23 protein-coding genes and 1 pseudogene are annotated in these 22,543 nt (G+C 41.4%); 19 read left to right on the forward strand and 5 right to left on the reverse strand.

All coding sequences use genetic code 11. The features are described from left to right. Window position 1 precedes the first annotated feature (1 nt). From AAGG74_RS19525 to cypC, 14 genes are all read left to right on the forward strand, one after another. Window positions 2-505, forward strand: a complete 504-nt coding sequence (locus AAGG74_RS19525; RefSeq protein ID WP_162103128.1) for a thiamine pyrophosphate-binding protein — start codon at window positions 2-4, stop codon at window positions 503-505. Between the two features lie 11 nt (window positions 506-516). Beyond that, on the forward strand, window positions 517-1,077 hold the full coding sequence (locus AAGG74_RS19530) for a thiamine pyrophosphate-dependent enzyme (protein ID WP_202646891.1): 561 nt from the start codon (window positions 517-519) through the stop codon (window positions 1,075-1,077). Beyond that, window positions 1,074-2,084 carry a beta/alpha barrel domain-containing protein gene (locus AAGG74_RS19535; RefSeq protein ID WP_429676892.1) on the forward strand — a complete coding sequence of 337 codons (1,011 nt, stop codon included), beginning with the start codon at window positions 1,074-1,076 and terminating at the stop codon, window positions 2,082-2,084. Before AAGG74_RS19530 ends, AAGG74_RS19535 begins: the two co-directional genes overlap by 4 nt. Continuing rightward, entirely contained in the window at window positions 2,081-2,992 is a 912-nt protein-coding gene (gene aepX, locus AAGG74_RS19540; RefSeq protein WP_429676893.1) for a phosphoenolpyruvate mutase, read from the forward strand. The genes AAGG74_RS19535 and aepX overlap by 4 nt, the downstream gene beginning before the upstream one ends. Window position 2,993: 1 nt before the next feature. Continuing rightward, a complete protein-coding gene (locus AAGG74_RS19545; protein ID WP_162103124.1) occupies window positions 2,994-4,082 on the forward strand; it encodes a phosphoenolpyruvate carboxykinase (ATP) in 1,089 nt (362 codons plus the stop codon). 35 nt (window positions 4,083-4,117) lie between these two features. Beyond that, window positions 4,118-4,516, forward strand: a complete 399-nt coding sequence (locus AAGG74_RS19550; RefSeq protein ID WP_162103123.1) for a YjbQ family protein — start codon at window positions 4,118-4,120, stop codon at window positions 4,514-4,516. 26 nt (window positions 4,517-4,542) lie between these two features. Then, window positions 4,543-5,697 carry a pyridoxal-phosphate-dependent aminotransferase family protein gene (locus AAGG74_RS19555; protein ID WP_225493944.1) on the forward strand — a complete coding sequence of 385 codons (1,155 nt, stop codon included), beginning with the start codon at window positions 4,543-4,545 and terminating at the stop codon, window positions 5,695-5,697. Beyond that, window positions 5,690-5,947: a glutaredoxin domain-containing protein gene (locus tag AAGG74_RS19560; RefSeq protein ID WP_202646896.1), complete on the forward strand. Its 258-nt coding sequence runs from the start codon at window positions 5,690-5,692 to the stop codon at window positions 5,945-5,947. The genes AAGG74_RS19555 and AAGG74_RS19560 overlap by 8 nt, the downstream gene beginning before the upstream one ends. 15 nt (window positions 5,948-5,962) lie before the next feature. Next, window positions 5,963-6,610 (forward strand): metallophosphoesterase family protein, encoded by a 648-nt coding sequence (locus AAGG74_RS19565; protein WP_225493943.1) that lies wholly within the window; start codon window positions 5,963-5,965, stop codon window positions 6,608-6,610. A 199-nt stretch (window positions 6,611-6,809) separates the two neighbouring features. Then, window positions 6,810-7,871, forward strand: coding sequence for an ATP-grasp domain-containing protein (locus tag AAGG74_RS19570; protein WP_429676894.1), 1,062 nt, complete (start codon window positions 6,810-6,812; stop codon window positions 7,869-7,871). 461 nt (window positions 7,872-8,332) lie between these two features. After that, on the forward strand, window positions 8,333-9,721 hold the full coding sequence (locus AAGG74_RS19575; protein ID WP_429676895.1) for an amino acid permease: 1,389 nt from the start codon (window positions 8,333-8,335) through the stop codon (window positions 9,719-9,721). A 109-nt stretch (window positions 9,722-9,830) separates the two neighbouring features. Then, on the forward strand, window positions 9,831-10,079 hold the full coding sequence (csgA, locus tag AAGG74_RS19580; RefSeq protein WP_003241413.1) for a sigma-G-dependent sporulation-specific acid-soluble spore protein CsgA: 249 nt from the start codon (window positions 9,831-9,833) through the stop codon (window positions 10,077-10,079). A gap of 17 nt (window positions 10,080-10,096) precedes the next feature. Further along, entirely contained in the window at window positions 10,097-10,288 is a 192-nt protein-coding gene (locus AAGG74_RS19585) for a DUF5370 family protein (protein ID WP_162103117.1), read from the forward strand. Between the two features lie 229 nt (window positions 10,289-10,517). Further along, entirely contained in the window at window positions 10,518-11,771 is a 1,254-nt protein-coding gene (gene cypC, locus AAGG74_RS19590; protein WP_429676896.1) for a CYP152 family fatty-acid peroxygenase CypC, read from the forward strand. A gap of 41 nt (window positions 11,772-11,812) precedes the next feature. Here the strand turns inward: cypC and AAGG74_RS19595 are convergent, their stop codons facing one another. Beyond that, a complete protein-coding gene (locus AAGG74_RS19595) occupies window positions 11,813-12,073 on the reverse strand; it encodes a hypothetical protein (RefSeq protein ID WP_162103115.1) in 261 nt (86 codons plus the stop codon). 357 nt (window positions 12,074-12,430) lie between these two features. Here AAGG74_RS19595 and AAGG74_RS19600 point away from each other — a divergent pair, with 357 nt between their 5' ends. Further along, complete coding sequence (locus AAGG74_RS19600; RefSeq protein ID WP_429676897.1) at window positions 12,431-14,059, forward strand: Na/Pi cotransporter family protein; 1,629 nt, start codon at window positions 12,431-12,433, stop codon at window positions 14,057-14,059. A gap of 13 nt (window positions 14,060-14,072) precedes the next feature. On the opposite strand, the pseudogene AAGG74_RS19605 reads toward AAGG74_RS19600, so the two are convergent. After that, window positions 14,073-14,195: pseudogene (locus AAGG74_RS19605) on the reverse strand (hypothetical protein); the annotation flags it as partial. A gap of 272 nt (window positions 14,196-14,467) precedes the next feature. Between AAGG74_RS19605 and AAGG74_RS19610 the strand changes: the two are divergent. The 3 genes from AAGG74_RS19610 (at window position 14,468) to AAGG74_RS19620 (ending at window position 16,976) form a co-directional block, all read left to right on the forward strand. Further along, complete coding sequence (locus tag AAGG74_RS19610) at window positions 14,468-14,716, forward strand: YbeF family protein (RefSeq protein ID WP_429676898.1); 249 nt, start codon at window positions 14,468-14,470, stop codon at window positions 14,714-14,716. Between the two features lie 92 nt (window positions 14,717-14,808). Further along, entirely contained in the window at window positions 14,809-15,726 is a 918-nt protein-coding gene (locus AAGG74_RS19615) for a bifunctional helix-turn-helix transcriptional regulator/GNAT family N-acetyltransferase (protein WP_429676899.1), read from the forward strand. Then, on the forward strand, window positions 15,723-16,976 hold the full coding sequence (locus AAGG74_RS19620) for an MFS transporter (RefSeq protein WP_429677133.1): 1,254 nt from the start codon (window positions 15,723-15,725) through the stop codon (window positions 16,974-16,976). Before AAGG74_RS19615 ends, AAGG74_RS19620 begins: the two co-directional genes overlap by 4 nt. Before the next feature lie 28 nt (window positions 16,977-17,004). Here the strand turns inward: AAGG74_RS19620 and AAGG74_RS19625 are convergent, their stop codons facing one another. The 3 genes from AAGG74_RS19625 to AAGG74_RS19635 form a co-directional block, all read right to left on the reverse strand. After that, window positions 17,005-17,433: a hypothetical protein gene (locus tag AAGG74_RS19625; protein ID WP_429676900.1), complete on the reverse strand. Its 429-nt coding sequence runs from the start codon at window positions 17,431-17,433 to the stop codon at window positions 17,005-17,007. A gap of 61 nt (window positions 17,434-17,494) precedes the next feature. Then, a complete protein-coding gene (locus AAGG74_RS19630) occupies window positions 17,495-19,675 on the reverse strand; it encodes a glycoside hydrolase domain-containing protein (RefSeq protein ID WP_429676901.1) in 2,181 nt (726 codons plus the stop codon). 374 nt (window positions 19,676-20,049) lie between these two features. Continuing rightward, window positions 20,050-21,075 (reverse strand): ADP-ribosylglycohydrolase family protein, encoded by a 1,026-nt coding sequence (locus AAGG74_RS19635; RefSeq protein WP_429676902.1) that lies wholly within the window; start codon window positions 21,073-21,075, stop codon window positions 20,050-20,052. Between the two features lie 243 nt (window positions 21,076-21,318). Here AAGG74_RS19635 and purT point away from each other — a divergent pair, with 243 nt between their 5' ends. Further along, window positions 21,319-22,473: a phosphoribosylglycinamide formyltransferase 2 gene (purT, locus tag AAGG74_RS19640; RefSeq protein ID WP_429676903.1), complete on the forward strand. Its 1,155-nt coding sequence runs from the start codon at window positions 21,319-21,321 to the stop codon at window positions 22,471-22,473. The last annotated feature ends 70 nt before the right edge of the window (window positions 22,474-22,543 follow it).

The following is a 22,543-nucleotide window of genomic DNA, read 5'->3' on the forward strand; positions in this document are numbered from 1 at the left end:
TTTGAACTCAACTGCAGAAAGAATGCTGAGTACACTTACAGAAAACAACTATACCCATTTTACCGGAGTGCCATGTTCGTTGTTAAAAGGTTTTTTCAGGCTGCTGGAATCAAATGAAACTGCAGAAAAACAGAATATTACGTTTATCCCTTCCATTAGAGAAGATTCAGCTTTAGGTGTTGCATCCGGTATGTATCTAGGCGGGAAAAAATGCGTGATGCTTATGCAAAATTCAGGCTTAGGGTACTGCTTAAATGTACTTACGTCCTTTAACTTCATATATGACATTCCTATTTTATTGCTCATTAGCTGGAGAGGGGCATACGGTAATGATGCTGTTGAACATGACATAATCGGTGAAAAACTCACTGATTTACTCCATTCAGTGGACATCCCTTACAAAGAGCTGGATTATGAAAATGCTGAAGACACGATAGTAGAGGCGCTTTTTTTAATCGAGAAGACAAACCGCCCTGTTGCGATATTAATTAAAGATGAAATATAGGAGGAGTCAGTTTGAATAAACATGACGCAATTCAGCTTGTTTTAGAACAGTTTCCGTCAGCATATTTGGTTAGTACATGCGGTCATATAAGCCGTGATTTGTACAACATAGATGACAGAGCCAAGAATTTTTATATGGTTGGCTCTATGGGGATGGCTGCTCCTGTCGGATTAGGATTGTCTGCCGTGTATCCTGATGTTCCTCTTGTTGTGCTGGATGGAGATGGCTCGTTTTTAATGAATATGGGGATTATTACGATGATCGGGCATCAAAAGCCTAAAAATTTCATACATGTTGTTTTGGATAACGGCATGCATGAAAGTACGGGCGGGCAAAAGACGGTTCCGCTAATGAATGTAACAGATATCGCTTTACAGGTGGGGTATAAGTATGCCGTTGAAATCAATTCCGTACAGGAAAGCTTTGATTTGCCTAACGAAGGTCCGGCACTCATCCATATTAAAGTTGAACCACGAAGTGAAAAAATCGGTAAAAGAGTGCATTGGACACCGCAAGAAATCGTTCAGCGTTTTACACATGAAATCACTTTAGAAAATGAGGTGTCAGTATGAATATGCAAGTAATAGATTGTACACTTCGGGACGGCGGTAATTTCAATAACTGGTTTTTCTCTGCTGAAGACATCGGTCAAATTATCAGAAACTTGGATAAAGCCCATGTGAATATCATAGAAATCGGTTATGTAGGGGGTTCGGGGAGCAATAAAGAAAAGTCTGTCGGGAGTTTAGCAAACTGTACACCTGAGCTTTTAGACGATCTGCCGAAGACGAGCCATTCACAATTAGCGGCGATGGTTGTCCCATCAGTCTGTGAGCTCCATCTATTGGATAATCTGAACCCGCAGCAGATTCCATGGATTCGTGTTGCTTCGTATCCTCATAATGCCGAAGATGCTTTACCGTATATTGAATATCTGAAAAATCAAGGCTTTCACGTTAGTTTTAATGTAATGGCAGCCAGTTACATTGAAGAGAAAGACGTGGCTGAGCTAGCGAAAAAAGCGCATGCTTTTGGTGCGGATGTGTTTTATATGGCTGATTCTTTCGGGAATTTAACGCCGGATGGTGTTAGAAACAGGGTAGCTGCTGCATGTGATCAGGCTGATTGTCCAGTTGGTTTTCACGGACATAACAATCTTGGATTAGCCTTTGCAAATGCTCTTGCAGCAATGGATACGGGGGCAGCCTTTATAGATACATCATTATGCGGAATGGCTCGAGGTGCGGGAAACCTTCCAACAGAACAATTTGTAAGTGCGTTACATCATTGGGACAAGTTCGATATCCCATACAAACTAGATCCCATTTTAACTGCAGCTGACTATGTACTATCTTCCATTTTATCTTCACCAATGAGAATTTCCACTCCAGAGATTATAAGCGGAATCAGCAATATCCACTACTATTTCTATGATTTAGTCATTCAAAAATGCCAAGAAGTCAATCTTAACCCCTTAGAAGTATCAGCCTTACTCGGAAAAAGCTTACCTAAAAAAGTTGACATGTCTTCGGTTGAATCAGTTATCAATCAAAATTTTAGACAGGAGAGTGCAAAATGAAAGCTAAAAAATTACGTGAGTTGCTATATTCCGATCAAGTTGTGAGAGTCATGGGGGCGCATAACGGTTTAAGCGCTAAACTTGCTGAACAAGCCGGATTTGACGCAATATGGGCCAGCGGATTAGAAATTTCGGCATCATATGCTGTTCCTGATGCTAATATTTTGACGATGACAGAAAATCTGCAAGCTGCGATCGGGATGAATGAATCTACATCGATTCCAATCATTTGTGATTGCGATTCTGGTTATGGAAGTGTGAACAATGTGATACGTATGGTGAAAGAATATGAGAGGAACGGAATTGCGGGTATTTGCATAGAGGACAAGCTGTTCCCTAAGTTAAATAGTTTCGTAAAGGGATCGCAGAAATTAGCTTCTATTGATGAATTCTCAAATAAAATCAGAGCGGCAAAAGATGTTCAAAAAAATCCCGATTTTGTTGTTATTGCTAGGGTAGAAGCTTTAATTGCGGGCCAAGGATTAGAGGAGGCATTAAAAAGAGCCTATGCTTATGAGGCAGCAGGAGCTGATGCTATTCTGATCCATTCAAAAGAAAACCAGCCAAACGAAATTAAAGAATTCGTCAAACAGTTTACTGGAGCAGTACCTATTGTGATTGTACCTACGACATACCCGCATATAACTGTGGACGAAATGAAACCATTAGGCATCGACATGGTCATTTATGCCAACCACGGTCTTAGAAGCTCTATTAAGGCCATGCAGGAGACATTTTCTCAGATTCTTCTTGATGGAAATACTGTTGGTGTAGAAGAACACATTGTGCCTATGAAAACTGTTTTTGAACTTCAAGGCATGTATGACATGAGAAAACAGGAAGATATGTATAACTCCGGCGCTCTGCCATCAGTACGACCAAATAAAATACGAGAGGAGTCATTTTAGAATGATGTCTGATCAATATCATATTGTTTCACTAGCCTATTTACATTCGAAAATCAATTTCTTTATTGAACCGTCATTATCATTAGACCATGTTTTTGATTTTTTCAGTACACACTTTTTTATTAACAGGGGAAGGCATGAAGAAGATCGTTTAGCTGATGTGTACATCACTCCTCATAAAGAAGAAGTTCAAGCGATAGACTTTCAGAACGGTGAGGATATTTATATCAGAAAAAGTGCGACTGAGTATTTTACCATTCCTTGTAAACGAGTAACTGTTGAAGGAATTGAATATGTGAAATGTACAAAAACAGATACGATTCTCTCATTTGACAGAGAAAACAAGAAAATCATTATTTCTACACAGTTACAGCATGCAGAGCAGGATGAGCTGGTTTTGATTGAGTTTATTAGAGATTTAGTATTGAAAAATGAAGAGAACCATGGGGTGGCGGTTGTCCATGCAACCAGCGCGTTAAAAGATGACAAGGCAACCCTCATCATAGGTTCAAAAGGGAAAGGCAAATCAACTTTATTGCTCGAATTAGTGAGTAAACATGGATACAAGCTCATAAGCGGTGATAAGACGTTTCTTTGGATCGAAGACGGAAAGTTACGGGCCGCAGGGTGGCCGGATTATCCTCATTTGGGACTCGGCACACTTTCTAAATATCCGGAGTTTGTCGAATACTTCGGTCTCTCTCATCAAATTGAATCTGTAAAAGAAAATCTGTGGTCAACTGAACATAAAATGGCCATTGACCCGGTTTTTTTTAAGAAGGTTATTCCTTTTGCAGAACGAGGAGAATCATTTTTGGTTGAGTCTATGATTTATCCTGATTTATTCCCTTCAACAGATTGCGAAATTAAGCGGGTAAGCAATCATGAAGAATTAATCGTACCGCATATAGAAAGGATTTTTACGGAAGGAAACACCATGTGGAACCATTTTATTCGCCCTGTACACCAAAATGAACTGGAGAGAAAAATAAATCAGTGTCTTGAGATTGCGGGAAAGCTTTCTGCTTTTGAAGTAAGCGGGTCAGGTGTTTTGGAAGGTTCAGAATTCAGCGAGAGATACGCCCTGTAATTTTTCGGAAAATAGAAAATAAAGGAGAAAATAAAGTGGTTGAAATCACGATTCAATCAAAAGGCTTTAATCAAAGTTATGATATTACAAAACAAGTAACAGATGCATTATCTCAATTAGAGCCACCTTCAGGGGTAGCAAAGGTTTGTGTAACCGGCAGTACAGTAGGTCTCACTGTCATGCGTTATGAACCAGGCACCACACAAGACTTGCTTCAATGTTTAGAATCAATTGCTTCAAAAAATAAAAAATACGAGCACTTTAACACGACCGGTGACCCGAATGGTTTTTCACATGTATGGTCTTCAATGATGGGGACAAGTGTGATGGTTCCATACAAAAATCATAAGCTGGCTTGTTCGGAAAGCCATAGGATCGTATTATTTGATTTTGATTTAAGGGAAGCAGAACGAAAAATCTATGTAGATCGGTAATGAATATAAGAGGGGAGTTGTTTGAGATGAGGAAGTTACGGATGGCTACGCCGGGACCTACGCAAGTTCCGCAGGACATTTTATTGGCGGGAGCACAGGAAATGATTCATCACAGATCTCGGCAAATGGAAGATATTATCAATGAAATTAATCGCGAACTCCCAGAACTTTTTTTGACAAAACAAGATATTTATATTTTGTTATCTTCAGGTACGGGGGCGATGGAGGCAGCTGTATCAAACTCCTTTAACAGGGGAGATAAAGTCTTAGTCGTTTCTAATGGTTACTTTGGAGAGCGTTTTACAGATATCTGTACAGTCTTCGGGTTAGAGGTGGTCACTGTAAACGCTCCTTGGGGAACTTCTGTAAATATTGAAGAAGTTGAAAGAGCGTATAAGCAGCATCCGAATATAAAGGGAGTGCTCGCTGTTTATAGTGAAACCTCAACAGGAGCAGTTAATGATGTAAAAGCCATCGGGGCATTGTTCAGAGATACAGATGTGCTGGTAATTGTTGATGCCATAAGCGGGCTCATTTCTCATGAGCTATCTATGGATGATTGGGGATTAGACATCGTATTAGCAGCCTCTCATAAAGGATTTATGATGCCGCCGGGTCTCGCTTTTGTTGCTATTTCGCCGAAAGCTTGGAAGTTGATTGATGATGTTCAGCCTTCCACTTACTATTTTTCATTTAAAAGATTTAAAAAGTTTTATCCTATGGCGCCTTCAAGTCCGGGTGTATCTTTATTATTAGCATTGAAAAAGTCACTAGATTTATTGAAAGCAGAAGGCCTTTCGAATGCGACGAGGAGGCATGCCCGTATCGCCAGAGCAACGCAAAAAGGATTGGAAGCATTAGGTTTTCACCTTTTTGTACAATCTCCTCATGTGAGAAGTCATACAGTGACAGCAGCGTTGGCTCCATCGGGAATTGACGCAACTCTATTATTACAAAAACTAAATAAAGAATATGGGCTTACGATAACAGGCGGCCAAGGTGAATTTAAAGGAAAAATGATCAGGATTGGGCATATTGGAGCTGTTGATGAAATCGATTTGTTCGGCATATTCGGGATAATAGAGTTGGTGTTAACAGAAATGGGTTATCAGGTTCAGCCTGGGACCAGCATGACGGCTTTGAGTGATGCATTAGGAGCGGAGGTCATACAAAATGCTTAAATTATATCAGAGGGAGCCATGTCCTTATTGCAAACCGGTAAGAGAGAAGTTAACTGAGCTGAATGTAACGTATATCAATGTAAACCTTCCGAAGGACCGGACTTTGCGGACAGAATTAATAGAAAAAACAGGCGTTCCTTATATACCCGCTTTAATTGATGAAGAAGATAATGTGGTCATTCCAGGCAAACTGGAATACAACCAGCATGTCTTGGATTATATAGAAAAAAAGTTTGGCCAAAATCGTTAAGGGGGATTCTGCTTCTTGCGCTATGCCTTCATAACAGATATACATGGGAAACGTAATAATCTTGAAAAGGTTTTGGAGCATATCCAAACCTTTTCTTCTATAGATGAGATCATTTGTTTAGGAGATGTTTTTGAAGTTAAGGTTCCTAAAAAGGATTTGAAAGATTTTCAATTTCAGTCCATAGAACAAGTGTTAGATTTGGATTGGGAGTTAATTGATTTGTTAAAAGGTATACGAGTGATAAAAGGCAATCAAGAGGAGAGGATATTAAGTCTGATCCCTGAGAAAGAAATTCCGATAGACTTTTATAACTTTTTGACTCACATGCCTTTAGACATTTATTTAACTCCAATAGTCAGATTAACGCACGGTCATACATTTGACTGGATGGAGGAAGAAGACTATTGGAGGCCCAGCCATATTCAATATTGGAGCAGACCGTGGATTTTTTATGGGCATAACCATCAAAATGTACTGTTTGAAGTTCAGGAGAAAGAGAATCATCCTTATTACGAACGAAAACACATTATAAACGGTAAGCCTATCACATTAGACACTGCATCTCGTTATTTGATCAATATAGGTGATATGAAATATGATCACCCTAGTTGGATGCTTTTGGATACATTGGAAAATCAGATTACTTACAATATATTGTATTGAAAAGGAGTTTATTCTGATGCTTCGTATTCTACTCATTAATTCCGATAAACCAGAGCCCATTCAGTTTTTTCAAAAAGATAAGGAAACAAATGATGATACGATCAATATATCTGTCATTACGAGATCGTGTTATGCCCCTCTTTATTCACATTGGGCGGATCATGTATACATCGTTGAGGATATAACAGATGTAACGGTTATGAAGAGTTTGATGCTTGAAATATTAAAAGCCGGACCGATTGATCATATTGTTACCACAACCGAAAAAAGTATATTACCAGGTGGGTTTCTTCGCTCTTATTTTGGAATAGCCGGTCCTGGATTTGAAACATCTCTTTATATGACGAACAAATTGGCGATGAAGACAAAACTTAAAACGGAAGGGATTCCTGTTGCAGATTTTTTGTGCTTAAGTCAGGTAGAAGACATCCCTGCAGCAGGCGAGAAATTAGGCTGGCCTATAATTGTAAAGCCGGCTCTTGGTTCGGGTGCCCTAAATACTTTTATAATCGATTCCTTACATCAGTATGAAAGCCTGTATTCAACATCGGGCGGTTTAGGTGAACTAAAGAAGAATAACTCTCTTATGATTGCTGAAAAATGTATAGAAATGGAAGAGTTTCATTGCGATACTTTATACGCTGACGGAGAGCTTCTTTTTGTATCAATATCAAAATATACAGTGCCTTTGCTAAAAGGAATGGCTAAAATTCAAGGATCATTCATTTTAAGTCAAGATGATCCGCTTTATGCTGACATATTAGAACTTCAGAAGTCTGTTGCTCAAGCATTTCGTATCACAGACGGTCCCGGGCATCTTGAAATATACAGAACTCCTTCAGGTGAATTGATCGTCGGTGAGATTGCAATGCGTATTGGGGGCGGAGGGATCAGCCGCATGATAGAAAAAAAATTCAATATTTCTTTATGGGAAAGTTCTCTTAACGCTTCCATAGGTAAAGATCCAAATCTCATAGTCAATCCAATAGAGGGGACTGTCGGGTACTTTAGCCTGCCTTGCCGAAACGGAAAAATAAAAGAATTTACTCCCGTTGAGGACTGGGAAAAGCTCGATGGCATAATGGAGGTTGAATTGTTATACCAAGAAGGTGATGTTGTTGATGAAAAGCAAAGTTCAAGTTTTGATCTGGCCAGACTTTATTTTTGTTTAGAAAATGAGAATGAAGTCCAGCATCTATTAGCTTTAGTCAAACAAACATATTATCTTCACGTAACAGAGGATCATATGATGAATCAATAAATTCATTCTGTTGTTTAAGTATAAACTCTGCTGTATATAGCAAAACGGTCAAGCAGCTATCGCGAAGTTACAGCTCCATTCATGGAATTATGGCACCGGAGATACTGAGTGGTTTTTGACAGCGTCAAACGGGTGTACATTATTAAGTAGGCAAGCTGTTCTTGATGAACAGCTTATTTTTTTTATGAGAAACGACGAAATATACACAATTACATTATATCTATATAAAAGAATGTAAATAAAGTTCACAATTCGAAACTACGAATATAGGTGTTTCTCTGAAAAAAACAATTGTATTTTCCAGAGAAATTTATTATGATGAAATAAGTAATTTAGGAGATTATATAACAATTTTGAGTTTGAATTTTCTGATTGTTATAACTGATTGGTGAGGAAGATGCGGAGGCAAGCAGGCCTGCTGCTTTTTCATTTTCGAGTATTTTGTAAGAGGGGGAAGAGGAATGGCAAATAAAGAATTGAAGAGGGGCCTGGGGGCGCGTCACATTCAGATGATCGCCTTGGGCGGCACGATCGGTGTTGGCTTGTTTATGGGTTCTGCCAGCACGATTTCATGGACTGGCCCGTCTGTCCTTCTGGCTTATGCAATATGCGGAATTTTTATCTTTTTTATTATGCGTGCGATGGGTGAAATGCTGTATGTCGAACCGAGCACAGGTTCTTTTGCGACATTCGGCCATCAATATATTCATCCGCTGGCAGGTTATATAACAGCATGGAGCAACTGGTTCCAATGGATTATCGTCGGCATGTCAGAGATTATCGCTGTCGGTTCGTATATGAAATACTGGTTTCCTGATTTACCTGCTTGGATACCTGGTATTGTGGCAATGGTGATTCTTGGTGCGGCGAACTTAATTTCTGTTAAATCATTTGGCGAGTTTGAGTTTTGGTTTGCGATGATTAAAATTGTGACGATTATCTTAATGATCATTGCGGGACTCGGCATTATTTTCTTCGGATTTGGCAACGGCGGAGACGCGATCGGATTGTCGAACCTGTGGTCTCACGGAGGATTCTTTGCAGGCGGTTTTTCAGGTTTCTTCTTTGCGCTGTCTCTTGTCATTGCGGCCTATCAAGGGGTTGAGCTGATCGGGATTACGGCGGGAGAAGCGAAAGATCCGCAAAACACGCTTAGAAGTGCGATTCAAAATATTATTTGGCGCATTTTGATTTTCTATATTGGCGCTATCTTTGTGATCGTGACAGTGTATCCTTGGGATGAGCTTAGTTCACTCGGAAGCCCGTTCGTGTCAACGTTCTCGAAAATCGGAATTACGGCAGCAGCCGGCATTATTAACTTTGTCGTCATTACCGCGGCAATGTCCGGCTGTAACAGCGGTATTTTCAGCGCGGGCCGCATGCTTTACACATTAGGCGTCAATGGACAAGCCCCGAAATTTTTTAAGAAGATATCACGCAATGGTGTGCCGTTGTATGGCACAATTGCGGTGCTGATCGGTTTGGCTGTCGGTGTTGTGCTGAACTATATCGCGCCGCCGAAGATTTTTGTATATGTATACAGCGCAAGCGTGCTGCCTGGCATGATTCCTTGGTTTATCATTTTGATCAGCCATATCGGATTCAGAAAAGCGAAGGGTGCTTCAATAGATAAACATCCGTTCAAAATGCCGTTTGCGCCATTTACAAACTATTTGACGATTGCTTTCTTGCTGATGGTTCTGGTCGGCATGTGGTTTAACGATGACACTCGCATTTCTTTAGTTGTAGGCGTGATTTTCTTAGCGCTTGTTGTCATTAGTTATTATGCATTTAGGATTGGCAAACGAACGCAGGCGAATTTGACAAAAAGCGAACAAGCAGCTGAATAACCATAAAAAGAGACATTTACGGATGTCTCTTTTTTATTTTTCACGTATGGATTTTCCCTATTTCAGCAAGCTATAGGGTGAAGACAGCGGAAGGAATGGTGTTCATAAAATGGATGTTACACTGGGGTATTTGCGTGAATCACTTTCAAACCATCTTGAAAATGAAGTCTGTCAGCGGATTTGCAAGAAGATGCTGGCGAAGCGGTATGTGAATGAAGAGGAATTTGTAAAAGACCTGGATGATAATGAAATGTCTTTTTTGAATCATGTATTAGAAAAAGAAATAAAGTATGCGCAAAATGAACAGGATCAAAAACGGGCCAAGGAATTAAACGAGGTGTATGAATTACTGCTTTGAGAAAGGCGGGGTAAGAAATGGGAGCAATTGAGCGAAGCGGATTTACATTTCAGCCGGAGTTTAGTGTGATCCGTCAAAACGGAGCCATCCATGTGTACCATCAAGGGGAATTTGTGGAAGAAATTGAATTTGAGTTTAATGGGGCATATCCAAATCATGATTTGATTGAAGAGCTTGTGAATCATTATTGTTTTGAGCATGAGATTTAGAGCCCTGCTGCAGGGCTTCTCATTAGGATATATGATCAGGCCGTCTATGTGGTATTTTTGTTTTTTGTGCCGGAATGCCGAACAGGTTCACCCTAATCTCGTATTCCGCTCGATAAAGATGGACTGCTGAAAAGCATTTGAATCGGGTTTCGTAAACAAATACTGATATAGGGTTTATACATATCAAATAACTTGAAAAAAGACGGTAAAAAGGAAGGCGGCTTAGCGGATGAATGAGCGGATTCCACATGATAAAAGTCTCGACAATAGCCTGACGCTGATGCAGGAAGGATATATGTTTGTTAAAAACAGAACAGAACGGTATCAATCTGATCTGTTTCAGGCGCGTTTATTGGGAAAAACCTTCATTTGCATGACAGGCGCAGAGGCGGCGAAGCTATTTTACGATACGGAGCGGTTTCAGCGGCAGAATGCTTTGCCGAAGCGGTTGCAGAAAACGCTGTTTGGCGTGAATGCGATTCAGACGATGGATGGCGACGCACATCTCCATCGAAAGCTGCTTTTTCTGTCATTAATGACGCCTCCGCATCAAAAGCGTTTGGCTGAGCTGATCACAGAGGAATGGAAAGCGGCAGTCACGAGATGGGAGAAGGCAGAACAGGTTGTATTGTTTGAGGAAGCAAAGGAAATTCTATGCCGGGTGGCGTGCTATTGGGCTGGTGTTCCGCTGAAGGAAACGGAAGTCAAAGAGAGAGCGGATGATTTCATTGATATGGTCGACGCGTTCGGTGCTGTTGGCCCGCGGTATTGGAAGGGAAGAAGAGCGAGGCCGCGCGCGGAAGAGTGGATTGAAAGAATGATTGAAGATGTTCGCGCTGGTCTGCTGAAAATCTCTGACGGAACAGCGCTGCATGAAATGGCGTTTCACACACAAGAAGATGGAGACCAGCTGGATTCTCGGATGGCAGCCATTGAATTGATCAATGTACTGCGGCCGATTGTTGCCATTTCTTATTTTCTTGTCTTTTCAGCTTTAGCGCTTCATAAGCATCCAAAGTATAAGGAACGGCTGCGTTCAGGAAGCAGCCGGGAAAGAGAAATATTTGTGCAGGAGGTCCGGAGATATTACCCGTTCGGCCCGTTTTTAGGGGCGATTGTCAAAAAGGATTTTGAATGGAATCACTGTGAGTTTAAGAAGGGCACCTCGGTCCTGCTTGATGTATATGGGACGAATCATGATCCTCGCCTCTGGGACAATCCTGATGAATTCAGGCCGGAGCGGTTTGAAAAATGGGAAGAAAATCCGTTTGCTTTGATTCCTCAAGGCGGAGGGCATGCTGAAAAAGGACATCGCTGTCCGGGGGAAGGCATTACGATTGAAGTTATGAAAGCAAGCTTGGATTTTCTTGTCAATCATATTGATTACAATGTTCCAGATCAATCGCTGCATTATAGTCTCGCAAGAATGCCGTCATTGCCTGAAAGCGGTTTTGTGATGAGCGGAATCAGACGGAAAAAGTAAATATGAAAGCTCTCTTCTTTATATTGAAGAGAGCTTTTTGTTTACTTCTTTTTTTCATCATAATATTGGACGGGATACATAGAGCCTTCGGATACCATTTTATTGTCCTCAATATCTTGAGGATGCGGGTGCCCTGCTTTATCTACTGGGAACGTTTCCATATCCGGCTGTTTTGTCATTTTCATTTTTATGCTGTGAATGAATTCTCTAGCCTTTTGGCGATTTGACGGGTCTTTTAATAGATAAGAAGTGATGCCGACGGTTGAAACAGCGAGACCTGAAAGTAGCAGCTTTTGTTTCATGGTGATACTCCTTTCTATTTTAAGAATAGTGTTTCCTGTATCATTCCCGTTTTGGTTATGGCTAAACCTTTACCGATTTTCTTAGGGAGTTCGTGTCTGATATTCTTTGCGGTTGAGTATACTGAAAGACCTGTGGGAAAGAATAACTGTAGTGTGGAAATCCGGTGCTTTTGCGTAAGGTTTAGCCGATTGCCATGTTCACCGTTGGAATGTTACACAATTGTAAACATTTAATAGAGTCATGAGACTGATTGTTAAGTTATTGTAAATTAAACGGCTGTTTCATTTACAATCATCTGAACTTGAAACATAATCGAAGAGAGTTTGCTGAATAATGTCTAAACAGAGGTGAACATGTTGGCGATTGATTTACAAACATTACTGTTCGAATTTCTCGGGGGTCTCGGAATTTTCCTGATTGGGATTAAGTTCATGGGAGACGGACTTCAGAAATCGGCTGGAGATAGATTAAGAAATATTTTAGACCGTTTTACAAGCAATCCGCTGATGGGCGTATTGGCGGGGATCATTGTAACGGTTTTAATTCAGAGCAGTTCTGGAACCACGGTTATCACCGTTGGGCTTGTCAGTGCAGGCTTTATGACGCTCCGTCAGGCCATTGGCGTCATTATGGGAGCCAATATTGGAACAACGGTTACTGCGTTTATTATTGGAATCGACATAGGGGCTTATGCGTTGCCGATAATTGCTATTGGCGGATTTTTACTGTTTTTCTTTAAACATAAAGTTGTACAAAATGCGGGCCAAATTGTGTTTGGATTCGGAGCTCTGTTTTATGGATTGGAGTTAATGAGCGGCGGGATGAAGCCGCTCCGTTCACTTGAAGCCTTTCATGATTTAACAGTTAGCATGAGCTCAAGTCCGGTTTTAGGTGTGGTCATAGGGACTTTGTTTACGGTTCTCGTGCAGAGCTCCAGTGCCACGATTGGTATCCTGCAAGGTTTATTTTCAGATGGTTTGATTGATATTAACGGTGCGCTTCCAGTGTTATTCGGTGACAATATCGGAACGACGATTACCGCTATTCTTGCGTCTTTAGGTGCATCTGTTGCAGCGAGACGTGCTGCGGCCACTCATGTGCTGTTTAATCTTATCGGGACAGTGATTTTTCTGATTTTGCTTAAGCCTTTCACAGCACTAGTCATGTCGCTTCAGGCATCGATTGGGCTTGATCCGAAAATGACGATTGCATTTGCACATGGCATCTTTAATACGACCAATACGATCATCCAGCTTCCTTTTGTCGGGATATTGGCTTTGATCGTAACAAAACTGATTCCAGGCAAGGATACAATGATCGAATACAAGTCGCATCTTGATCCAATTTTTATCGAGCAATCTCCATCTATTGCTCTCGGACAAGCAAAAGAAGAAGTGCTGCAAATGGGGAATTTTGCGGTGCAGGGTCTGGAAGTGACAAAGCAGTTTTTAGTGACCAAACAGCCAAAGTATGCGGCAAATGCTTATCAGATAGAGGATGCGGTTAACAATCTTGACCGGAAAATTACCGATTATTTGATCGAGCTTTCGTCACAATCTCTTTCTGAGCATGAGTCTGAGGAGCACCATATGCTGATGGACACAGTCAGAGACATTGAAAGAATCGGTGACCACTTTGAAAATGTGATTGAACTGATTGAGTACCAGCAAGCGCATCGTGTGGTTGTCACTGAACCTGCCATGGCGGATTTAATGGAAATGATGGATTTGACGATTTCTACTGTGAAGGCGTCCTTGGACTCATTGCATCATAAGAATGTGAAGATCGCTGAACAAGTCATTGAAAAAGAAGATGAAATTGACAAAATGGAGCGGAAGTTTCGTAAAAAACATATTATCCGTTTGAATGAAGGACTGTGTACTGGACAAGCGGGAATCGTCTTTGTCGATATGATCAGCAACTTGGAGAGAATTGGCGATCATGCGGTCAATATAGCAGAAGCAGTGATTGGGGAAAAAAGCTGAGAATCTTAAGTTCTCAGTTTTTTTTGCAGTTTTTTACGTGCTGAAAGATATTGGGGTAATTTGTGAAGATTCCTGTCACTCCCCAGTCAAGCAGACGACCATGGCTGCGGATCAACCGGACATTATCAGCAGTCAGCTATGTGAGGACCTGAAACAAATTTCTATGTGTGCTGAAAGTGTGGAGCAGTTTCCCTCTTTCTGAAAAAAGAGCTGGAAATCAACCTTTGATCAAAAAGGAGGGGGTGCCTTTCTGCATCTAATCTGGTATGTTAACGCTTTTTTAAACCGTCATGATCAGGAGTGAATGTGAACGGGCAATTTTAAAATGGAAGTTAAATGTACTCCTTTTCTATGTTGCAGTTATGTTTTTTTGCAAACAACATAAAATTTGGAGGGAGGCTGTTGCGGGTGGATGAATTAGATATTGCATTCGTTATTTTGCCGTTAGGGATTATGGTGTTGTCAATTACAGGTACTTGTATATGTAAAAACCTATATCTAATGCCAATGCTTAGTTTGATCATTTCGTTAGTGCTCACCTTTACTATTTTTAACAAATCATTTTTAGGGTGGGTTGCTGTCTATAGTCTGATGTCACTGGCTTTATCTTGCATCACGTTGATGGTAATCAGGAAGAGGAAAGCATCTGGAAAATAAAGAGGCCCCGCTTTCTTAACATATCGTTGACTTTGGCAACTATATTTGGTTATAATTGCCTTAATCAATGATATAAGAAAGTGGGGATGGGTTTGAAAACCTTTGAATCAACTGTTGGTTTAAGATTCAGAAAGTTCAATCGATTTTATACGAATGTTCTTGGCTTCCTTGATGAGCACATTTATGACAGTCCGTTTTCCTTAACAGAAACACGGATTTTATTTGAAATTTATCATACGCCGAATTGTACGGCAAAAGTCCTTCAGGAGAAGCTAGGGCTTGATCGGGGATATGTCAGCAGGATGTTGAAGCAGTTTGAAAAAGAAGATTTGATCTATAAACAGAAGAGCAAAGATGATGCCCGCCATCATTATATTTATGTTACGGAAACGGGGAAAACGATTTATAAAAAGCTGGAGGAAAAAGCGAACGAACAAGTGGAACTGATGTTAGGGGAAATCAATCAAAAAGACCAGCACAAACTTGCAGAAGCGATGGCGGAGATTGAGGCAATCCTTTCACAGTCTCTTTCTTCCAAAACGTCAGAGATATCAATTAGAGATTATTTTATATCGGATGATCTTCAGCTTCTCATCGAAAAACAGCAACAATTTTATGCTGAGACCCATGGGTGGGACGACACGTTTCTAGCTTATCTTCATGAGACATTTGATGCCGACATTGAAAAAATATGGATTGCGGAAAGCGGCGGGAAATTTGCCGGCTCTGTCGGGCTGGTCAAGCATGATGAAAAGACAGTGCAGCTCAGATGGTTCCTGGTTGATGCCGCTTTTCGAGGCAGGGGGCTTGGCACGCAATTGCTTGAGCATCTTGTTGCATACTGCCGGGACATGAAGTTTGATCGTATTTTTCTTTGGACGGTAAGCACCATGGCTGAGGCCCGTCCGCTCTATAAAAAATTAGGGTTCAGGGTAAGTGAAGTGAAACAAGAAGCACCATTATGGGGACAGCGGCTGACAGAAGAACGATGGGATTTGGAGCTGTCATGAAACGATTGCACTATGCTTGGATCATTGTCTCCGTCACTTTTTTGATCTTGTTGGCTGTTCAGGGGGTGCGGCTGTCCTTTGGAGCGTTTGTGGAGCCGTGGGAACGGCAATTTTCAATGGATAGAGGCACCATTTCACTGATTTCTACAATAAGTTTTATTGTCTATGGCATATCTCAGCCTGTGATTGGGCGGCTTGTGGACAAATGGGGTGCCCGGGCTGTTTTGTCATGGAGTGCCCTGCTGACAGGGATCAGCATTTTCTTAACATGCTTTGTCACTTCGCCTTGGCAGCTGTTTCTGCTTTACGGATTGGGTGTCTCGCTTGGAGTGGGCGGCGCGTCGAATGTGGCTGCAAGTGTGCTGGTCGTCAATTGGTTCAGCAAAAAGCGAGGACTAGCCTTTGGGATCATGGAAGCAGGCTTTGGTGCGGGGCAAATGCTTCTCGTTCCCGGCTCACTCATGTTGATCCATTGGTTTAGCTGGAAGCTGACGGTGGTGGTGTTGGGACTGCTGTTAATGGTGATTGTCTTTCCTGCTGCACTGCTGATGCTGAGAAACAATCCTTCAGAAAAAAATGAAGAGCCGATCGGCGGGCTGACTGAATCAGAAAAAGAAACAGCACCCAAAACAACAGCTCTTTCAGTAATGGGGATGTTTCGCATGAAGCCATTCTGGTTTTTAATGTTGCCATTTTTGATCTGCGGATTTACGACCGTGGGGCTGATGGATACCCATTTGATTCCGTTTTCCCATGATCACGGCTTTTCAACGACAGTCACCAGCGCCGCTGTCAGTCTGCTGGCCGGCTTTAATATCGCTGGCATCTTACTGTCCGGATTTGTAGCGGACCGGTGGAGCAGCCGGAAAATCCTGTGCTTTTTATATGCGATACGCGCGCTTTCGATTGTGATTCTGATTTACAGCCACGAACCCTACTTGCTTCTAGGTTTTGCAATTCTGTTTGGACTAGTGGACTTCGCTACCGTAGCGCCGACTCAAATGCTCGCCACTCAGTACTTTCAAAACTACTCGATCGGTCTCATGATCGGCTGGCTGTCGCTTGCCCATCAAATCGGCTCGGCACTCGGCGCGTATGTGCCAGGCGTCATCTATACTGTTACAGGTGAATATACATTGGCTTTTTATTTGTCGATCGGGATGCTCGTGCTGGCGAGTGTGATGAATGTGATATTGAGGGAGCCTGCGGCGGATGCTCGTGACAGTTCGGCTATGGCGGAGAAGGTGTGAGAGAGGGCTGAAGAGCATCTCTGGGGAATTATTCAGAGATGCTTTTTTTGTATTTTTGTTCTAATACGAAATCAATCATTCCGACAATACGGGCGTTTTCGGATTTTTGGTTGAAGCGATCAGAAATTTGAACTTTTCTTGAGAATGGGAAAACACCAAATACCCAGATAAGACCGATCAAGGCAAAAAACATTTGTACAGTTACTTCAATTAACTCATTAAAACGAGTGCTGAAAAAATAAATATATAAAGTTACGAATGTCACGAAACAAACGATTTTGACGGTGTGTTTGAATGTGAGCTGCGGTTCAATGAAACAAACTTTCATTTGGTTGAGTGTCAAAGAGTCTTGTTTCATTAGGTATTTAAGTAAATCATTGTCGTTTTGACTGATAGGGTACAAGTCAGTTTCTATCTTTTTAGTGATCTCCTGATACTTATGTATATTACTTTTCATACAGTTTCCCCCTTTTTAAGAAGAACTCCACGAATCCTTAAAGGACTCATGGAGATAAATATTATTTAAAAAATGCTAAAAATGTACGGAATAGTACAGTAGCAGCTCCCACCTCAGGACCTACCGTTAATACTAAAGCACCGATACCAGCAACAATCAAGATACCTGTACCTGCCATAACCATATTGTTAACAATAGTATCCCAATCTGGTGAATATACTTCCTCAGTTTCTGGTAAAGTAAAGTGCTTCTGTTTTATTTTAAACGTAATCGTAGTCGTAAGTCCAGTTGTTGCACTGTCACCTACTGGAATATCAGGGGTATAAATTTTAATTTGAATGTTTAAAGATTCAAAAGTTGGATTTACATAAACCTCCAAATATCCATTGCGTACTGATAAGCTAAGACTGTTTAGTAGGTTTTGGTAAGAGTCAATTTGTGACGCAGTGAGAGACGTTTGTGTATCGCCTAATAAGCCCGTGATATAAGCACCTGGTTTACCGTTTGTAATGGTAATCGTATTTGGTGATCCTTCACTTGGTATGGTTGCCAAAAGTGAAGTAGATAGAATAATATCCAGTTCCGGTGATGTAAAAATGGTTTCTGACGTATCAAATTCGAACATCGCGTTTGCCAGACTTGTTAGATTTTCTAAAGCTGGAATGGTAGATAAGATATCTGTCAGTGTACGCAGTCTTGCATCATATTTCGGATTAGACGGCGGATTTACATGGCTTACGCCCGAGTCTCTTCCTGAAAATCCGTCTTTATCAATCCCGATGCTTCCAGAACCGCTTCCGATTGATCCTTCATAAAATTGATCAAAGGCCCAGTTATTTGGCATCGGATAGCCAAGATTGCCGCTAAATCCAGTTGACATATTTGCTACAAAACTATATTTTGTCAGGCCTGCCTCTGATGTACGGATACAGATGTTTCTTGGTCCGTAAACTCCAATTTCATATTTAGGTGCGGTTGAAAATGTCTGCATTTTTGCAAAAGCTGACTTAATCTCTTGGAAATAAGGGATGATTTTATCGGTTACTTCATAATCGTAGGCATCAAAGTCGACGGCAAAATAAATGATCGTGCCTGATGGAAAACCTAATCTTCGAGCCGCAGAAGCAGCGTTGTATGCATCTCTTGTACCTTGGTCTTTGACAAAATAAGAAGATTCATAACCGCCGTCTTGATAAATTGGAAAAACCTTTAATCCCGCGTCAATAATAACTGAAAGTTCTTCAGATGTCAGAGCCTTCGAAGTCAGGCCATTGCTTGTCCGCACATTTCCGGTCAAATATCTTCCAACTGTTTTGTAACCGTTATTCCGCAGTGTCTGAGCTTTTTCTGCTGTTATAATTGTTGCAGTGTCACAGGCAGAAGCAGTACGTGTTGTGTCTCCTGAACTTGATAATAAGGCTTTGATAGTCGGCATGTCTGCATAACCTGTTTGAGGCAGACACATGAACTCTTGAAATGCTTTCACGGCTGAAACAACACCTACACCATATTTGCCGTCAAACTCACCAGGATCGAATGGTTTCCCGTTACAATAAAGCGCGTACTGAACAATCAAAACAAAGCCTGTTCTTGAATCGCCGGGCGTTAAAGTAGGGCATAAGCTTGTTGTTCCGTTTCCGAAAAATCCATTGGCAACACTTGTGCTCATACCTTCCTCTTTTTGCAGGGCATAAATAAGGGCTTTGTTTGTATCACGGGCATACAGTCCGTCACAAGGCATCAATCCGATATAGTCATTGTAGTCCCGGTTTAAGTTTTGTTGGATCTGGCGAATTCTTGAATCGCCCCCAGACACCAGCTTAAAAGCGCTCATGTCCAATAAGGCTTTCATAATCAACGCGGTGACTATTCCATCCTGTGTTTTCAGTCCGGCCGCTTTCTGAAATTCCTTCACTGCCGTTTCTGTTTGTTCGTAAAAGACGCCTGTAAAACCGCCGGGATTAAAGCCTTTGCACCATAAAGCCCCTTGTAAAATATAATTCATGTTGCTAGGTTTTGAATGTGGATCTTGTTTTTTAAGAGGCTTAAATAAGCGCTGTGTTGTCGGCCCGAAGTTATCAGCTGGTTCTGAGATACCCAGTTCAATTTGAAGCGCCCGAGTCAAACCGTAGATCGTATTCCACCCAGTTTTTCCATTCTCTTCAATTGGGTTATACCCATGTTTGCCGCTATACGTTTCGTTCAGCCATTGCTGTGTGTCTAAGACCATTTCATCAACCATTTCGATTCCTCCTTTATTAGATCGCGTTCATTTATAGGTGGCAAACGTATGACAAAATAAAAAATGGATGCCGAAGCATAAACGTACCTCCTAAAAAAGTTATCCGTGTTTTCATGCACGATCCGATGGAGGCGGCAATTGTGATAACAAAGTTCGAGAAAAAACACATTTTTGCATAATACCTTTAAAGCGATAGGCTTCAATATTAAGGTGAGGACGAGGTACAGTATTCGCAATGCCTCATGTCGATGTGGTGGTCTTGGGTTGAGTGTAGGATGATGTATTGGGGTTTCTCATATGGTTGATGTTTAAAATAGTGAAAGCAGACCGCCGTTGGTCTGCTTTCTTTTCCACATAGGTTTTTTAACTAAAATTTAAAGCTTTCCATATTCCTCAATAATAGCTTTCTCTGCACAATGCTCATAGAAATTTTCTATTAATTGATCAACATCTTGCTTACGGGCTATTTTAGCTAACCAATCCTCTGGAATTCCGTCCATCTTATAATACATTCCTGCTATCGATCCTGTTATTGATGCTACCGTATCAGTATCTTCTCCTAGGTTTACTGCAGTAAGTACTGCTTCGGTAAATGAAGTTGTAGTGCCAAAACACCATATTGCAGCTTCTAAAGTATAAACGGCATATCCGTCTGATTGAATTTCTTCTCTTGGTGTATTCAAAAAACGTTTGTCAAAAATTCTTTCATAATGGGTTAGCTCTTTATGGTATATATGTTCCTTTGCAAAATTCTCATCGAAAAGCTCTTTCACTTCTCTTAAAGATGTATCAATTGAATTGTTATAGTATAGCCTTAGTAATAGCTCAACATAAATAATGGAACCAACTATAGCACGCGGATGGGCATGGGTTATTTCAGTGTATTTCTTGATCATCTCCGCTTTTTTTACAAAATCAAATTCTTTATGCAAAATAAACACTAATGGTGAAATTCTCATTAATGCTCCATTTCCGTTATCAAACTCTGACTGACCGCCGCATTCTTCTGGCAAAACACCTTTCCTAAATCGGGTAATCGCTTCGGCAGTCGTCCTTCCAATGTCAAACATTTCACCATACGGCGTCCAATAGCCTTCGTCTTGATACTGTTTAAATTTCTGCATCAAATTGTTGGTGCTTCCTTCTTCAACTACATTCTCAACCAGACATAAAGTCAGCGATGTATCGTTAGACCAGGTTCCGGGAGGTTGATTATATGTGCCGTATCCAACTATATCCTGTATATGAAATTCTCCTCTTGTTTTAAATTCAACTGGAACGCCTAACATATCTCCAACAATGGCACCGTATATTGTTGGAAGTACTTTATTTTTTATATTCAGTTTAAGGAAGCTCTTATTGTCATCTTCCCATCTATCTATCATTCTTCTGCTTCTCATTTTTTTCACCCGCTTATTAGTAAAGGTTCTTAAATTTTCTGTTGTCCGTTCTTCATACGTGTTTTTTGTTTCAGGAATATTTTATATGCTTCATTTATGGAGTCAACGACTTGTAAAGAGTCCAAAGGCGGCGTACGCTGTTTTGGAAAGTCTTCCTGAAAATATATTTTATCTTTTTTAATAAAAATTTATTTTTCAAATATTTCAGTTATAATGGTTGGGAAATAGATAGGAGGGGCAAAGATGTATCAATCAAAGAAGGTTTTATTGTTAGGTTCAGGTGAGTTAGGAAAAGAAGTAGTGATTGAAGCGCAGCGTCTTGGGGTACAGACGGTGGCGGTTGACAGTTACGGGCATGCTCCGGCAATGCAGGTCGCGCATCATAGCTATGTCGTAGATATGCTGGACCGCGAGCAGATCAGAACCATCATTGAAAAAGAAAAGCCGGATTTGATTGTGCCTGAGGTTGAGGCCATCGCGACGGATGAATTGCTGAAGCTTGAAGAGGAAGGATTTCACGTCATCCCGAATGCGCGTGCGGCGAAGCTGACGATGGATCGGGAAGGCATCAGGCGGCTTGCGGCGGAAACGCTGGGACTAGCGACGGCAGGCTATGAATTTGCGAATACATATGACGAATTTGTGCAAGCGGTCGCTCAGATTGGGTACCCGTGTGTCATTAAACCTTTAATGAGTTCATCTGGTAAAGGCCAAAGCGTGTGCCGCTCTGAAGCAGATGTAGAGAGCTGCTGGGAGACGGCAATGGAAGGCGGTCGGGTGAAAAACGGGCGTGTGATCGTTGAGGAGTTTATCCCATTCGAATCAGAAATTACCCTCTTAACAGTACGTGCGGTCAACGGCACGGCATTTTGCGAGCCGATCGGTCATGTGCAAAAGGATGGAGACTATATCGAATCATGGCAGCCGCATCATATGACAGAACAGCAAACGGAAGAAGCAAAGCATATGGCAAAAGCCATTACGGATGAGCTTGGCGGGTACGGACTGTTTGGTGTTGAGCTGTTCCTTGCCAAAGATAAAGTGTATTTCAGTGAGGTATCTCCTCGTCCGCATGATACCGGCCTTGTCACACTGGTGACGCAAAACTTGTCAGAATTTGCGCTGCATGTCCGGGCAATTCTCGGTTTTCCGATTACAGAAATCACACAGCTTTCTCCTGGCGCCAGCCGGCCCCTCAAAGCACCGGAAGAATCAGCGGATTACACTGTTGAAGGACTTGAACACGCACTGGCAGTGCCGAAGACCCAAGTGCGTGTCTTTGGGAAGCCGATAACGAAAGCCGGACGCCGTATGGCGGTTGCGCTTTCTGCTGCCGATACAGTCGAAACAGCGAGAGAGAACGCGAAAAAAGCATTGGATCAGCTATCTATCAAATAGAGTTTGAGCAGGCCTTGTCTTGAGCAAGGTCTGTTTTGATTCCCGATCAAAGTTTTATCACATGTATTGA

The organism is Bacillus mexicanus (assembly GCF_050445615.1).
GTDB lineage: Bacteria > Bacillota > Bacilli > Bacillales > Bacillaceae > Bacillus > Bacillus mexicanus.

Bases quoted from the DNA above. Each gene is read 5' to 3' on its own strand.
- AAGG74_RS19535 (WP_429676892.1), top strand. From the start codon at position 1,074: ATGAATATGCAAGTAATAGATTGTACACTTCGGGACGGCGGTAATTTC.
- aepX (WP_429676893.1), top strand. From the start codon at position 2,081: ATGAAAGCTAAAAAATTACGTGAGTTGCTATATTCCGATCAAGTTGTG.
- AAGG74_RS19545 (WP_162103124.1), top strand. From the start codon at position 2,994: ATGATGTCTGATCAATATCATATTGTTTCACTAGCCTATTTACATTCG.
- AAGG74_RS19555 (WP_225493944.1), top strand. From the start codon at position 4,543: ATGAGGAAGTTACGGATGGCTACGCCGGGACCTACGCAAGTTCCGCAG.
- AAGG74_RS19560 (WP_202646896.1), top strand. From the start codon at position 5,690: ATGCTTAAATTATATCAGAGGGAGCCATGTCCTTATTGCAAACCGGTA.
- AAGG74_RS19570 (WP_429676894.1), top strand. From the start codon at position 6,810: ATGAAGAGTTTGATGCTTGAAATATTAAAAGCCGGACCGATTGATCAT.
- AAGG74_RS19575 (WP_429676895.1), top strand. From the start codon at position 8,333: ATGGCAAATAAAGAATTGAAGAGGGGCCTGGGGGCGCGTCACATTCAG.
- csgA (WP_003241413.1), top strand. From the start codon at position 9,831: ATGGATGTTACACTGGGGTATTTGCGTGAATCACTTTCAAACCATCTT.
- AAGG74_RS19585 (WP_162103117.1), top strand. From the start codon at position 10,097: ATGGGAGCAATTGAGCGAAGCGGATTTACATTTCAGCCGGAGTTTAGT.
- cypC (WP_429676896.1), top strand. From the start codon at position 10,518: ATGAATGAGCGGATTCCACATGATAAAAGTCTCGACAATAGCCTGACG.
- AAGG74_RS19595 (WP_162103115.1), bottom strand. From the start codon at position 12,073: ATGAAACAAAAGCTGCTACTTTCAGGTCTCGCTGTTTCAACCGTCGGC.
- AAGG74_RS19620 (WP_429677133.1), top strand. From the start codon at position 15,723: ATGAAACGATTGCACTATGCTTGGATCATTGTCTCCGTCACTTTTTTG.
- AAGG74_RS19625 (WP_429676900.1), bottom strand. From the start codon at position 17,433: ATGAAAAGTAATATACATAAGTATCAGGAGATCACTAAAAAGATAGAA.
- AAGG74_RS19630 (WP_429676901.1), bottom strand. From the start codon at position 19,675: ATGGTTGATGAAATGGTCTTAGACACACAGCAATGGCTGAACGAAACG.
- AAGG74_RS19635 (WP_429676902.1), bottom strand. From the start codon at position 21,075: ATGAGAAGCAGAAGAATGATAGATAGATGGGAAGATGACAATAAGAGC.
- purT (WP_429676903.1), top strand. From the start codon at position 21,319: ATGTATCAATCAAAGAAGGTTTTATTGTTAGGTTCAGGTGAGTTAGGA.